At 69.3% G+C, this 13,259-nt stretch carries 13 protein-coding genes; 5 read left to right on the top strand and 8 right to left on the bottom strand.

Annotation, left to right across the window (positions count from 1 at the left end; all coding sequences use genetic code 11):
• Positions 1 to 12 precede the first annotated feature (12 nt).
• The 3 genes from KZJ41_RS00330 (at position 13) to KZJ41_RS00320 (ending at position 1,464) form a co-directional block, all read left to right on the top strand.
• Complete coding sequence (locus KZJ41_RS00330; RefSeq protein WP_006942144.1) at positions 13 to 612, top strand: histidine phosphatase family protein; 600 nt, start codon at positions 13 to 15, stop codon at positions 610 to 612.
• A 203-nt stretch (positions 613 to 815) separates the two neighbouring features.
• Positions 816 to 1,160: a YtxH domain-containing protein gene (locus KZJ41_RS00325; protein ID WP_029546834.1), complete on the top strand. Its 345-nt coding sequence runs from the start codon at positions 816 to 818 to the stop codon at positions 1,158 to 1,160.
• Between the two features lie 148 nt (positions 1,161 to 1,308).
• A complete protein-coding gene (locus tag KZJ41_RS00320; RefSeq protein WP_006942148.1) occupies positions 1,309 to 1,464 on the top strand; it encodes a hypothetical protein in 156 nt (51 codons plus the stop codon).
• A gap of 19 nt (positions 1,465 to 1,483) precedes the next feature.
• Here the strand turns inward: KZJ41_RS00320 and KZJ41_RS00315 are convergent, their stop codons facing one another.
• Positions 1,484 to 1,777, bottom strand: coding sequence for a putative quinol monooxygenase (locus tag KZJ41_RS00315; RefSeq protein WP_006942149.1), 294 nt, complete (start codon positions 1,775 to 1,777; stop codon positions 1,484 to 1,486).
• A gap of 62 nt (positions 1,778 to 1,839) precedes the next feature.
• On the opposite strand from KZJ41_RS00315, the gene KZJ41_RS00310 reads away from it, so the two are divergent.
• On the top strand, positions 1,840 to 2,754 hold the full coding sequence (locus KZJ41_RS00310) for an SDR family NAD(P)-dependent oxidoreductase (RefSeq protein WP_006942155.1): 915 nt from the start codon (positions 1,840 to 1,842) through the stop codon (positions 2,752 to 2,754).
• Between the two features lie 45 nt (positions 2,755 to 2,799).
• Here the strand turns inward: KZJ41_RS00310 and KZJ41_RS00305 are convergent, their stop codons facing one another.
• The 3 genes from KZJ41_RS00305 to KZJ41_RS00295 all read right to left on the bottom strand — a co-directional run bounded on the left by KZJ41_RS00305 (position 2,800) and on the right by KZJ41_RS00295 (position 4,646).
• On the bottom strand, positions 2,800 to 3,633 hold the full coding sequence (locus tag KZJ41_RS00305) for an alpha/beta fold hydrolase (RefSeq protein WP_029546831.1): 834 nt from the start codon (positions 3,631 to 3,633) through the stop codon (positions 2,800 to 2,802).
• 281 nt (positions 3,634 to 3,914) lie between these two features.
• Positions 3,915 to 4,253 carry a hypothetical protein gene (locus KZJ41_RS00300; RefSeq protein WP_196813343.1) on the bottom strand — a complete coding sequence of 113 codons (339 nt, stop codon included), beginning with the start codon at positions 4,251 to 4,253 and terminating at the stop codon, positions 3,915 to 3,917.
• Between the two features lie 102 nt (positions 4,254 to 4,355).
• A complete protein-coding gene (locus KZJ41_RS00295) occupies positions 4,356 to 4,646 on the bottom strand; it encodes a MerR family transcriptional regulator (protein ID WP_196813342.1) in 291 nt (96 codons plus the stop codon).
• 54 nt (positions 4,647 to 4,700) lie between these two features.
• Here KZJ41_RS00295 and KZJ41_RS00290 point away from each other — a divergent pair, with 54 nt between their 5' ends.
• On the top strand, positions 4,701 to 5,009 hold the full coding sequence (locus tag KZJ41_RS00290; RefSeq protein ID WP_029546830.1) for a hypothetical protein: 309 nt from the start codon (positions 4,701 to 4,703) through the stop codon (positions 5,007 to 5,009).
• 76 nt (positions 5,010 to 5,085) lie between these two features.
• Here KZJ41_RS00290 and KZJ41_RS00285 read toward each other — a convergent pair whose 3' ends face one another.
• From KZJ41_RS00285 to gltB, 4 genes are all read right to left on the bottom strand, one after another.
• Complete coding sequence (locus KZJ41_RS00285) at positions 5,086 to 6,000, bottom strand: cutinase family protein (protein ID WP_006942159.1); 915 nt, start codon at positions 5,998 to 6,000, stop codon at positions 5,086 to 5,088.
• A gap of 91 nt (positions 6,001 to 6,091) precedes the next feature.
• Positions 6,092 to 6,871 (bottom strand): YncE family protein, encoded by a 780-nt coding sequence (locus tag KZJ41_RS00280; protein ID WP_231385978.1) that lies wholly within the window; start codon positions 6,869 to 6,871, stop codon positions 6,092 to 6,094.
• Between the two features lie 106 nt (positions 6,872 to 6,977).
• On the bottom strand, positions 6,978 to 8,429 hold the full coding sequence (locus KZJ41_RS00275) for a glutamate synthase subunit beta (RefSeq protein WP_006942164.1): 1,452 nt from the start codon (positions 8,427 to 8,429) through the stop codon (positions 6,978 to 6,980).
• On the bottom strand, positions 8,422 to 13,017 hold the full coding sequence (gene gltB, locus KZJ41_RS00270; RefSeq protein ID WP_006942166.1) for a glutamate synthase large subunit: 4,596 nt from the start codon (positions 13,015 to 13,017) through the stop codon (positions 8,422 to 8,424). Before gltB ends, KZJ41_RS00275 begins: the two co-directional genes overlap by 8 nt.
• Positions 13,018 to 13,259 lie beyond the last annotated feature (242 nt).

Below are 13,259 nucleotides of genomic sequence, written 5' to 3'. Positions count from 1 at the left end.
GATCGTGGTGACGTGCAGCTTCTCCTTATTCGCCACGCCCTACCCGAGCTCGCGCGGGTCAGCGAGGGACGCGCCGACCCGTCGCTGACCGACGAGGGCCACGCACAGGCCGCGCGGCTGCCCACCGCGCTCGAGCCCTACCGCATCGCGCGGCTGTTCAGCAGTCCGCAGCGCCGCGCCCTCGAGACCGCGGCGCCGCTCGCCGAGATCCGGGGACTACCGATCACGCAGCTCGAGGGCCTGGCGGAGTACGACTACCACCTCGACCACTACATCCCGTTCCACGTCGCGCAGGAACTCGCGCCGGATGCCGTGGCGCGCATCCGCGCCGGTCAGCTGCCCGATTTCGTGGATGCGGAGGAATTCCGCACCCGCGTTCTCGCCGCCACGCAGCACATCGTCGACACCTGCGACCACGGGGACACCGTCGCCGTGTTCGCCCACGGGGGCGTCATCAACGTTCTGCTCCAGGATCTGCTCGGGCTCGACCGGCCGCTGATGTTCCCCATCGAGTACACGTCGGTGACCCGCATCCTCGTCTCCCGTAACGGCGCCCGGCGGGCCGCATCGGTCAACGAGACCGGGCATGTGCGCGACATGCTCCGCGTCTGAATCCGGACGGATGCCGGTAGTTCGTCGCAACCGGTGTGAAGCGGACGGGATCCGGGTATCGGTACGAGGTGGGCGGAGCCGCGACGACGCAGGCTCCGCGAGGGCGCAGCCGACCGGGCGGTGAGTATCCGTCGGGGGCGACCGCTGGCCGGCGTCGACGATGCCGGGCCTCACGACCGAGATTCGACGAGCAGGAGATTGCCATGATGAGAGTTCTGACCTTCGCCGCCGGCGCCGCCGTGGGCTTCGTGCTGGGTACCAGAGCCGGGCGCGACACCTACGAGAAGATGCGGGATCAGTCCGCGCAACTGTGGAACAAGCCTGCCGTGCAGCAGAAGGTCACCGAAGCGAGGGCGACCGTGCAGGAGAAGGCACCGCAGGTGCAGGAGAAGGCCGGCGACCTGGCGAAGAAGGCCGCCGAGAAGGCCCACCTCCCGGGTGGCGGCAACACGGCGCCCGGCGCCGCCGGGGGTGGGCCCGCCGTCACTTCCCCCGCCGCGGGCGCGCCGATCGTCCCGCCTGCTCCGGAGGGCAAGCACTCGCTGTAGGACCCCGGCCGCGAACCGGCCCGGTGCCGCATCGGCCGCGTTCCGGTGCGGCACCGGCAGGCGTACTCGCGTGCCGAACGGGTACACCGAACGCATACGGGCCGGGGCCCGAACGGCCCGGCCCGACACGATTGCCACAGGAGGCGACATGACCAGACCCGACGGCGACGGTGACCCGGCAACCGCCGACACCGACAGCGGAGCCCCGGGCGCCGACGACGACGTCCTGTCCGACCCCGCCGAGTGGTCCGGGGAAGGCGGCGCCACCGAGGAGGGCCCGTCCACCGACGTCGAGAACGGGTGAGATCGGACCGGTCGAGCCGCTAGGCCACGACCGTGAGCGGATGGATCACCGGGGCGGCCGCGAGATGCTCCCCCACGGTCGCCAAGGCGGACGTGATGTGCCGGGAGGTCATGTGCGCATCGAACGCCTCCTGACCCGTCCAGACCTCGACCGTGACGAACGTGCCGGGCGCCGAGGCGGATTCGAACAACTCGTACGAGACGCAGCCGTCCTCGTCGCGACTCGCGGCGGCCAGCGCCACCAGCGCGCCGCGCACCGCATCCTCCGACCCGGGCTTCGCCGGAATGGTCGCCACCACGCGCAGTTCCGTCATCTCTCGACGGTACCGCGCGCGCTTGCCGTGCACGAGCGGCCCGGGCGAGGAAGATGTAACCCATGGGATCGCGGATCGCGGAGATGCGCCGATGGCGCGCAGGGACAGTGGTACATCAGCGCCTGCACGACCTGACCGGGACGCTCGCCGTGGTCACCGGGGCGGGCAGCGGCATCGGCCGTGCGACGGCCCGGGCCTTCTCCGACGTGGGGGCGATCGTCGTGGTCGCCGACCGCAACCTCGACACCGCCCGCGAGACCGCCGAGATGCTCAACACGCCCGACCCCCAGGCCGGCGGCTCCCGAGCGGTGTACGGCGGTGGCGCGCACGCGTACGAACTCGACGTCGCCGACGAGGAGCAGGTGCGGCGGTTCGCCGCGACGGTCCGCTCCCAGCACGGCGTGCCGGACGTGCTCGTCAACAACGCCGGCATCGCCGTGATCGGCACCTTCACCGGCACACCGCAGGAGACGTTCGAGCACGTCATGGACGTCAACTTCTGGGGTGTGGTGTACGGGTGCCGGGCGTTCGGGGACCAGATGCTCGAGCGCGGCACCGGCGGGCACATCGTGAACGTCGCGTCGGCGGCCGCGTTCACCCCACAGAAAAGCCTCGTCGCCTACTCGACGAGCAAGGCCGCGGTACTGATGTTCACGGACTGCCTGCGGGCGGAACTGATGGGCCACGGGATCGGCGTGAGCGCGATCTGTCCGGGGCTGGTGGGCACCAACCTGGTTCCCAGCGCCGAGATGGTGGGACTCGGCGTCCGGGAGCAGCGCAAGCTCCGCGAGCGGGTCACGGCGCTGTATCGCACCCGAAGCTACCCACCGCAGAAGGTCGGTGAGGCGATCGTCGCCGCGGTGCGGCACAACCGAGCCCTGGTCACCGTGATGCCGGAAGCGAAGGCCCGGCAGTGGATCAGCCGGCTCGCCCCGCCGGCGATGCGATTCGGCGCACGCTTCGAGCCGGACCGATGAGCGCCGTGCGGGGCTGCACCGGCCGGCGCAGCCCCGCACGGCGTTCTACTTGGCGAGGAACTCGAGCAGGGCCGCGTTGACCTCTTCGCCGTGCGTCCACAGCAGCCCGTGCGGGGCGCCTTCGATCTCCACGTAGTCGGCGGCGGGCAGGCGCTTGGCGAACTCCCGAGCGGTGGCGTCGATGGGCAGGATGTTGTCGGCGGTGCCGTGGACGATCAGTGCCGGCACGTCGATCTTCGGGATGTCCTCGCGGAAGTCGGTGAGCCAGGTGGGCTGGGCGGCGACCGACGCGTACGGTGAGGCCCCCGCGGCCACCTGCCAGCTGGCTCGCAGAGCCTCCTCGCTCAGCCGGGTGCCGAGGTAGTCGTCGGTGTTGAAGAAGTTCCGGAAGAAGTCCGTGAAGAAGGCGTACCGATCCGCCTCGACCGCGGCCCGCAGTCCGTCGAAGACCTCCCGGGGTACACCGGTCGGATTGTCGTCGGTGCGCAGCAGGAACGGTTCGAGGGAGCCGAGGAAGGCCGCCTTCGCCACCCGCTGCGAGCCGTGAGTCCCCAGATAGCGGCCGACCTCACCGGTGCCCATGGAGAAACCGACGAGAACCACGTCCCGCAGATCGAGGGTGGACAGGACGGTGTGGAGGTCCGCGGCGAAGGTGTCGTAGTCGTAGCCGATCGTCGGCTTGCTCGAGCGTCCGAAGCCCCGACGGTCGTAGGTGATGACGCGGTAGCCGGCCTCGAGCAATGCGGCGGTCTGCTTCTCCCACGACGTGCCGCTCAGCGGATAGCCGTGGATGAGTACCACCGGTTGCCCGGAACCGTGGTCCTCGTAGTAGAGCTCGATCGGGGTGGAATTCTCGGTGCCGACGGCGATGTAGCCCATCATGGTCCTCTCGTAGCTGGAGACGTACCACTGGTTTTCGGAAAGCCCGGTGCGAGCCTATAGCGATCTGTCGGACATCTCCGCCCGTCACCACGAATTCACCGCCGACACCGGCATACCCGTCTACTCCTGCGAGCCACACCCGCCCTGGCACAGGGGAACCAGCGAGAACGCAGATCAGCTTGTGCAGCAGCACTTTCCACGAGCACCGCATCCTGCGACGTTTGCCCTGTCGTTGCGCGGCGAGCGCCGACGGATTCACCGTTGTCCGCAACGTCGAGTCACGGGTCCAGTTCTGTGCGGATGAGCGTGTCGAGTCGCTGCCATGCCGGGGACGAGGCGTTGACCGCGCCCTGGATGAGTGCGGCGATATCGGAGGCTTCATCCAGCTCCGGTAGTTCGTCCCTGCCGTAGCGTTCCCGGGTCGCCCCGGTGATCCGGCGGGCGAGGTCGTCGATGCGGGGATCGTCGGCGTCGAGGTCGTGCGCGTGGTCGTAGTCGAGGAAGAGTTGCCGCAGCGCCGGGTCGGCCAGGATCTCGGCTTGGTCGTGAAACAGTGCGATCGCGCGGTCCGGGTGGGTGGCGAACACGAGGATCCACAGGTCGCGTTGCAGCTCCACCCATCGAGGCGTGAAGCCCCAACGATCCAGGCGCTCCAGATGGGTATCGACCTCGGGGGGCAGCGGTGTCAGATGCCCGGCGGCGAGCTGGCGCAGGCGCCCTTACGTTGCCCGCAGGCCACGGATGCGGGCGGTGAGCTCGTCGTCGATCTCGCGCAGCGCCTGCTGGAACTCCTCGTCGGTCGCTGATCTCAGATCACGGATACGGGCCAGAGGGACGCCGGCTTCGGCGAGCGTCCGGATCTTGATCAGGTCGATGGCGTCGTTCGCGCCGTACCGCCGGTAGCCGGACGCATCGCGGTTCGGCTCGGGGAGCAGCCCCTTGTCGTGATAGACGCGGACGGTCTTGATCGACACACCCACGTACCCGGCCAGCTGCCCGATGGTGATCACCCGGCCATCGTCCCACTTGACCTTTCCCCTGGGGCAGGGTTGCACGATGGAGTCATGGCGAACACGAACTTCGATCGGGAGACCCTGCGCGAACTGGCCGATGCGGGCAGCGAGACCGCTCTGGACCGGCTGGCCGACCTCGCCGACGCAGCCGGTGACCTCGGGGAGCTGAACGAACTGTTGGACGAGGGATCCGTGCGCGCCGGGTTCCTGCTCACTCGGCGCGCGGCCGCGGCCGGCGACCTGCGCGAGCTGCAACGGATCTCCGACGCCGGGTACGACGAGGCCGGGAACGAACTGGACCGGCTGCTGAAGGCGCCGGCCGACGAACACCGGGATCGAGGATCCGATCGCCCGCTGTAGCGGCTCTCCAGGCGCCGCCCTGCCCGTCGCGCGGCATCACCGTGCGCGCACGACGCGGCTCGCGGACCGGCCGGCGTCAGACCTTGGAAGCCAGCCAGTTCCGCAGCCACGTCGTCGCCGAGGTGCCGCTCACGTCGACCGCGTAGTTGGAGTAGTCCTGGTGGATCTGCGACTCGTAGAACTGCCGGAGCTTGATCTCGCGTTCGTCGTTGGCCTGCTCGGTGAGCTGGGACTGCAGGATGGGCAGACCGCCCGCGTTCATCAGGTCCAGGTAGATGGCGTCGGCCTCGGCGCGGTACCGGTCGACGGCGGACGGGTCGCCGCCGGAGGCCATCGCGAGGAATCCGGCGGCGCGGGTGACGAAATCGTCCTTGGGCGTCGAGCAGTACAGGTCACCCACGGCGCAGAAGGTGCGGACATCGCCGCTGACGAACCCGAACCCGCCGATGCGGGGCCCGCCGGCGCCGTTGCCCGCGACGGGCGGGCCGACCAGGATGTCCGCCTCGGAACGGCGCGGGTCGGAGAGCAGGCCGACCGCGGCGAGCCGATGCGGCGGGACCACGCCGAAGCCCGTGCCGATCTCGGCGGCGAGATCGCCGGCCGCGTCGGCGCCCTGGCTGTAGCCGACGAGGGCGAACCGGGCGCCGGGGCACGCGGCCGCGGTGGCGGCGACGATGCCGCGGGCGTTGTCGACGGCCTCCTGCCGCGAGGCACCGTAGACTTCACCCTCCCACGGGAACGCCGTCGCGGCGTACCGGACGTAGTCCACCCGGGTGCCGGCGGGAAGGCCGGAGGTGACCGCGGCGAGCATGCCGTTGCCCCGCTGAGGATCGGGAGTATTCGAGGTTTCCCACGTGCCGGGCACGGCGACGACCTGTAGCTTCGGGCATCCGGCCGGGTCGGCCTGGACCGCGGGCGCCGTCGCAACCGACCCCACCACGGTCGCCGCGGCGACCGCCACCAGCGTCAACGCACTTCTCAACCCCACCACGGCCCCCTGAGGTCTCCTGCCGATCTCGACTCCGTCACGAAATGATGCCTAAGAAATATGACACAAAGATGAACGGGATGGGAGAGCATCTTTACTCGCGCAGGACGGTCACCACTCCTCCGCCGATGTTGGTGACGAACACGTTCCCCGCCCCGTAGTCGACCGCCGTCCCCACCGTGCCGCGGTCCACCACGCGCTGCAGCTGCCCAGGACGGTCCACGACGGTCACCGCCGAGCCGCCGATGTTGGTGACGAAGACGTTGCCGGTCAACGGATCCGTGACCACGACACCGGGAGGCAGCAGCTCCGCCGGCAGCGGTCCGACGGTCGGATCGTGGTCCGCGATCGTCACGTTGCCGGCGCCGATGTTCGTCACGTAGACGCCGTCGGTGCCGGCGTCGAGCGTGAGTTCGGGGGTGAGGCCCGCGAGCGGGGACGCCGCCGGCCGCTCCGGGGACGGCGACGGCCCGGCGAGAGTGCGGTCGCGGTCGACGGTGACCGTGCCGACGCCGAGGTTGGTGACCGCGACGTTGCCGTTACCGCCGTCCACGCGCATCTCGACGGGCGCGCCGGAGGATTCACCGGCCGCACCGGCGGCCGGGCGCGGCGGGACGGTCACCGACACGCCGCCCGGACCCACGTTCGTGATGCACGAGTTCCCCGCTCCCCCATCGACTCCGAGGAGGCGCAGGCCGTCGTACCCGACCACCGGCGGCGCCTGCGGCGTGCCGTTCACGGTGACGGCGCCGCCGACGTTGCGCACGCACTCGCCGGGGGCCTGCGCGGCGGCGGGAGCGGCCGCCAGCGCCGCCAGGGTTCCGGCCCCGAGCATTCCTGCCGCAAGTGATCGTCTCGTGATCCGGTGACCCATGCGCACGACCATAACGCGCGAACCGTCCCGAACGGACGAAACGGGACGGGCGCGCCCACCGGATTTCCGGTGGGCGCGCCCGTCGTGGGTTCTGCTACCTCAGCGCTCAGCGCTGCGGCATCGTGGTGGTGGTGATCGGCGAAGGGAGCACCGTTGCACCCTCGAGGTACCGATCGACCGCCGCCGCGCAGGAACGACCCTCCGCGATGGCCCACACGATGAGCGACTGACCACGGCCCATGTCGCCGGCGACGAAGACGCCGTCGACGTTGGTGGCCCACTCCGTCGAGCGGGCGACGTTGCCGCGCTCGTTCAGGTCCACGCCGAGGTCGGTGAGCAGGCCCGGCTTCTCGGGGCCGACGAAGCCCATGGCGAGCAGCACCAGGTCGGCCTCGAGTTCGAAGTCGGTGCCCTCGACCTTCTCGAAGCGGCCGTTCACCATCTTCACCTCGTGCGCCTTCAGGGCGGCGACCTTGCCGTCCTTGCCGACGAACTGCTCGGTGTTGACGGAGAACACGCGCTCGCCGCCCTCCTCGTGCGCGGAGGACACGCGGTACATCAGCGGGTAGGTCGGCCACGGGGTCGACTCGGCGCGCTGCTCCGGCGGACGCGGCATGATCTCGAACTGGTGCACGCTGGCCGCGCCCTGACGGTGCGAGGTGCCGAGGCAGTCGGCGCCGGTGTCACCGCCACCGATGATGACGACCTTCTTGCCCTTCGCCGTGATGGTCGGCTCCGACAGGTCGCCGAGCTGCACGCGGTTGGCGATCGGCAGGAACTCCATCGCCTGGTGGATGCCGTCGAGCTCACGACCGGGGATCGGCAGGTCACGGGCCTCGGTGGCGCCACCGGCGAGCACGACCGCGTCGAACTGCTCGCGCAGCTCGTCGGCGGTGATGTCGACACCGACGTTGACGCCCGCCTTGAAGACGGTGCCCTCGGCCTCCATCTGCGTGAGGCGGCGGTCGATGACGGCCTTCTCCATCTTGAACTCGGGGATGCCGTAGCGCAGCAGACCACCGATGCGGTCCTCGCGCTCGAACACGGTCACCGCGTGGCCGGCGCGGGTGAGCTGCTGCGCTGCAGCCAGACCCGCCGGACCGGAGCCGACGACCGCGACCTTCTTGCCGGTCAGCTTCGACGGCATGACCGGCGCGACCCAGCCCTCGTCGAAGGCCTTCTCGATGAGCTCGACCTCGACCTGCTTGATGGTCACCGGGTCCTGGTTGATGCCCAGGACGCAGGAGGCCTCACACGGTGCGGGGCACAGCCGGCCGGTGAACTCCGGAAAGTTGTTGGTGGCGTGCAGGCGCTCGATGCCGTCGTTCCACTTACCCTTGTAGGCCAGGTCGTTCCACTCGGGAATCAGGTTCCCGAGGGGACAACCGTTGTGGCAGAACGGGATACCGCAGTCCATGCAGCGGCTGGCCTGGACCTGGAGGGTGTCGAGCGGGAACGGCTCGTACACCTCCTTCCAGTCGAGCAGCCGCAGCGGAACCGGCCGGCGCACAGGGGTTTCGCGCGAGCCGTGCTTGAGGAAACCGGTCGGATCAGCCACGAGCCGCCTCCATGATCGCCTCGTCCACGTTCGCGCCTCGAATCTCGGCGTCCTTGATTGCCATGAGTACCTTCTTGTAATCGCGAGGCATGACCTTCGCGAAGTGACTGACCTGCTGCGACCAGTCGGCCAGAATGCGGGCTGCAACCTCGGAGCCCGTCTCGTCACGATGGCGCTCGATGGCGCCCTTGAGCCAGAGGAAGTCCTCGCCCTCGAGGTCCTCGAGATCGACCAACTCGGTGTTCAGGTTGTCCTCGAAGTCGCGATCGGGGTTGTACACGAACGCGACACCCCCGGACATGCCGGCGCCGAAATTGCGGCCGGTCTTGCCCAGGATGACCACCTTGCCACCGGTCATGTACTCGCAGCCGTGGTCGCCGACGCCTTCGACGACGGCCGTGGCACCCGAGTTACGCACGGCGAACCGCTCACCCGCCACGCCGCGGATGAGAGCCTCGCCACTGGTGGCACCGAACAGGATCACGTTGCCGGCGACGATGTTGTCCTCGGCGACGAAGCCCGGCGCCGCGTTCAGCGGCGGGCGGACGACGATCCGGCCACCGGACAGGCCCTTTCCGACGAAGTCGTTGGCGTCGCCGAACAGCCGCAGCGTGATGCCCTTGGGCACGAACGCGCCGAAGCTGTTGCCGGCCGAACCGGTGAAGGTGATGTCGATCGTGTTGTCCGGCAAGCCCTCCCCGCCGTACACCTTGGTGAGCTCGTGGCCGAGCATGGTGCCGACGGTGCGGTTGACGTTGGCGATCTTGGTCTCGATCGTCACCGGCGTACCCGACTCGAGCGCCGGCCTCGCCTGCGTGATGAGCTCGTTGTCGAGCGCCTTGTCCAGGGCGTGGTCCTGCTCCTTGGTGCAGTGCAGGTCCTGCTCGCAGAAGATCGGCGAACGGGTCTGCTCCAGCAGCGGCGACAGGTCCAGCTTCGAGGCACGGTAGTGGTCGACGGCCTTGGTGGTGTCGAGCATGTCGACCCGGCCGATCGCCTCGTCGAGGGAGCGGAAGCCCAGCTCGGCCAGGTACTCGCGCACCTCCTCGGCGATGTAGAGCATGAAGTTCTCGACGAACTCCGGCTTGCCGGTGAACCGCTTGCGCAGCACCGGGTTCTGCGTCGCCACGCCCACCGGGCAGGTGTCGAGATGGCACACGCGCATCATGATGCAGCCGGACACCACCAGCGGAGCGGTGGCGAAGCCGAACTCCTCACCGCCGAGCAGGGCGGCGATGACCACGTCGCGGCCGGTCTTCATCTGCCCGTCCACCTGCACGACGATGCGGTCGCGCAGACCGTTGAGCAGCAGCGTCTGCTGCGTCTCGGCGAGGCCGAGCTCCCACGGCGCACCCGCGTGCTTGAGCGAGGTCAGCGGGGAGGCGCCGGTGCCACCGTCGTGACCGGAGATCAGCACCACATCGGCGTGGGCCTTCGACACACCCGCGGCGACGGTGCCGACACCGATCTCGGAGACCAGCTTCACGTGGATGCGGGCCTGCGGGTTGGCGTTCTTCAGGTCGTGGATCAGCTGCGCGAGATCCTCGATCGAGTAGATGTCGTGGTGCGGCGGCGGCGAGATCAGGCCCACGCCCGGCGTCGAACCACGCACCTCGGCGACCCACGGGTACACCTTGTGCGGGGGCAGCTGACCACCCTCACCCGGCTTGGCGCCCTGCGCCATCTTGATCTGGATGTCGGTGCAGTTCGTCAGGTAGTGCGCGGTGACACCGAACCGGCCGGAGGCGACCTGCTTGATCGCCGAGCGACGCCAGTCGCCGTTCGCGTCCGGGGTGAAGCGGTCCGGATGCTCGCCGCCCTCACCGGAGTTCGAGCGGGCGCCGAGGCGGTTCATCGCGATCGCGAGGGTCTCGTGCGCCTCCGCGGAGATCGAGCCGTAGCTCATCGCACCCGTGGAGAACCGCTTGACGATCTCGCTCGCCGGCTCGACCTCCTCGAGCGGCACCGCCGGGCGGGCACCCTTGCGGAACTCGAACAGGCCACGCAGCGACGCGAGCCGCTCCGACTGGTCGTCGACCAGCCTGGTGTACTCCTTGAAGATCGAGTACTGCCCGGTGCGGGTGGCGTGCTGGAGCTTGAACACCGTGTCCGGGTTGAACAGGTGGAACTCACCCTCGCGGCGCCACTGGTACTCGCCGCCGACCTCGAGCTCGCGGTGGGCGTGCTCCGACGGACGGTCCATGAAGGCGAGGGAGTGCCGGGCGGCGACGTCCTGGGCGATCTCGTCGAGGCCGATTCCGCCGAGCTGCGACTGCATCCCGGTGAAGTACTCGTCGACGACCTCCTGCGAGAGGCCGATCACCTGGAACAGCTGCGCACCGGTGTAGGAGGCGAGCGTGGAGATGCCCATCTTGGACATCACCTTGAGCACGCCCTTCGAGGCGGCCTTGATGTAGTTCGCGAGGGCCTTGTCGAGGGTGATGCCGTCCGGCAGGTCGCCGTTCTGCAGCAGCTCGTCGATGGTCTCGAAGGCCATGTACGGATTGACCACGGCCGCACCGAAACCGCACAGCGCGGCGATGTGGTGCACCTCGCGGGCGTCGCCGGCCTCGACGAGCAGGCCCACCTTGGTGCGGGTCTTCTCGCGGACGAGGTGGTGGTGCACCGCGGAGGTGAGCAGCAGCGACGGGATCGGCGCGAGGTTCTCGTCGGACTCGCGGTCCGACAGCAGGATCAGGCGCGCGCCCTTCTCGATGGCCTCGGAGACCTCGCCGCGGATGTTCTCGAGCGCGCGGCGCAGACCCTCGCCGCCCTCGGCGACGGGGTACAGGCCGCGGATGATGACGCTGTTGAAGCCGGGGAACTTGCCGTCGTCGTTGACGTGGATCAGCTTCTGCAGGTCGTCGTTGTCGATGACCGGCGCGGAGACGAGGATCTGCCGGCACGAGTCGGCGGTCGGGTTCAGCAGGTCGCCCTCGGGCCCGAGCATGCCGCCCAGGCTCGTGACGACCTCCTCCCGGATGGCGTCGAGCGGCGGGTTGGTGACCTGCGCGAACAGCTGCGAGAAGTAGTCGAACAGCATTCGCGGACGCGCGGAGAGCACGGCGATGGGGGTGTCGGTGCCCATCGAGCCGAGCGCCTCGCCGCCGGTCGCGGCCATCGGCTTGACCAGGAGGTTGACCTCCTCGCTGGTGTACCCGAACACCTGCTGCCGCAACACGACCCGCTCGTGCGACATGTAGGTGTACTTGCTCTCGGGCAGATCCTCGAGCCGGGCGATGCCCTGGTCGATCCACTCCTGGTAGGGGTGCTCGGCGGCGAGGGCGCTCTTGATCTCCTCGTCGTCGATGATGCGGCCCTGCGAGGTGTCGACGAGGAACATGCGACCGGGCTGCATGCGCAGCTTGCGCACGACCTTCTGCGGTTCGATGTCGAGCACGCCCACCTCGGAGGCCATGATCACGAGGCCGTCGTCGGTGACCCACACGCGCGACGGGCGCAGGCCGTTGCGGTCGAGGACCGCGCCGACGACGGTGCCGTCGGTGAAGCACACCGACGCCGGGCCGTCCCACGGCTCCATGAGCGCCGCGTGGTACTCGTAGAACGCGCGACGGGCCGGGTCCATGGACTCGTGCCGCTCCCACGCCTCGGGGATCATCATGAGCACGGCGTGCGGCAGGCTGCGGCCGCCGAGGTGCAGGAGTTCGAGCACCTCGTCGAAGCGGGCCGTGTCGGACGCGCCCTCGGTGCAGACCGGGAAGATCTTCTCGAGCTTCTCGCGGCCGCCGAACACGTCGGAGTCGATGAGCGCCTCGCGGGCACGCATCCAGTTGGCGTTGCCGGTGACGGTGTTGATCTCGCCGTTGTGGGCGACACGGCGGAACGGGTGCGCCAGCGGCCACGACGGGAAGGTGTTGGTGGAGAAGCGCGAGTGCACCAGGCCCAGCGCCGATTCGACGCGCTCGTCCTGCAGATCGCGGTAGAAGCCCTCGAGCTGCGGCGTGGTGAGCATGCCCTTGTAGACGAAGGTCGACGCCGACAGGCTCGGGAAGTACACCGTCTCGCTGCCGGGGCCGTCCTGGCCGGCGCCCTCGCGGCCGAGCTCGTGCTCGGTGCGCTTGCGGACCACGTAGGCCCGCCGCTCGAGCTCCAGGCCACCGAGGGTCCGGTCGGGCGAGGTGATGAAGATCTGGCGGAAGCTCGGCATCGCCTGCCGGGCCAGCGTTCCCAGGTCGGAGGGGTCGACGGGAACCTCGCGCCAGCCGAGGACCTGCAGGCCCTCCTCGGCGACGATCGCGTCGACCGCGGCGACGGCCTCGTCGGCGGCCTTCTCGTCCTGCGGCAGGAAGGCGATGCCGGTGGCGTAGAAGCCGATCGGCGGCAGGTCGAAGTCGACGACCTCACGGAGGTAGCGGTCCGGGACCTGGATGAGAATGCCGGCACCGTCGCCGGTGTTCGACTCGGAGCCCGCCGCGCCGCGGTGCTCGAGGTTCACCAGAGCGGTGATCGCCTTCTCCACGATGTCCCGGCTGCGGCGACCATGCATGTCGACGACGAATGCGACACCACAGGCGTCGTGCTCGTTCGCCGGGTGGTAGAGCCCTTGCGGCCCGGGAAGATGCTTCATACCTAGCCTTCGTTGCGTTAGATTGCAGCGACGACCAGCAGCGCTGATGGCCATCTACTTGCGTGAGCAAGTACCGACACGTGGTGGATCGGCACCGATCACCGTTCAGTATCCGCCCTTCCGCGACGATGCGGGTGCCAATTTTCGGCAGCTCGGGCCGGACCTCCCGGTCGGCTTGGACGTCGTGTGTCCACCGTGTTGCGTACAACGATATGTCAGCCGCCGGGGGACGACGCAACCAA

The organism is Rhodococcus sp. 11-3 (genome assembly GCF_023704055.1).
Classification (GTDB): Bacteria; Actinomycetota; Actinomycetes; order Mycobacteriales; family Mycobacteriaceae; genus Rhodococcus; species Rhodococcus aetherivorans.
This window is presented reverse-complemented; position numbering and strand designations above follow the sequence as displayed.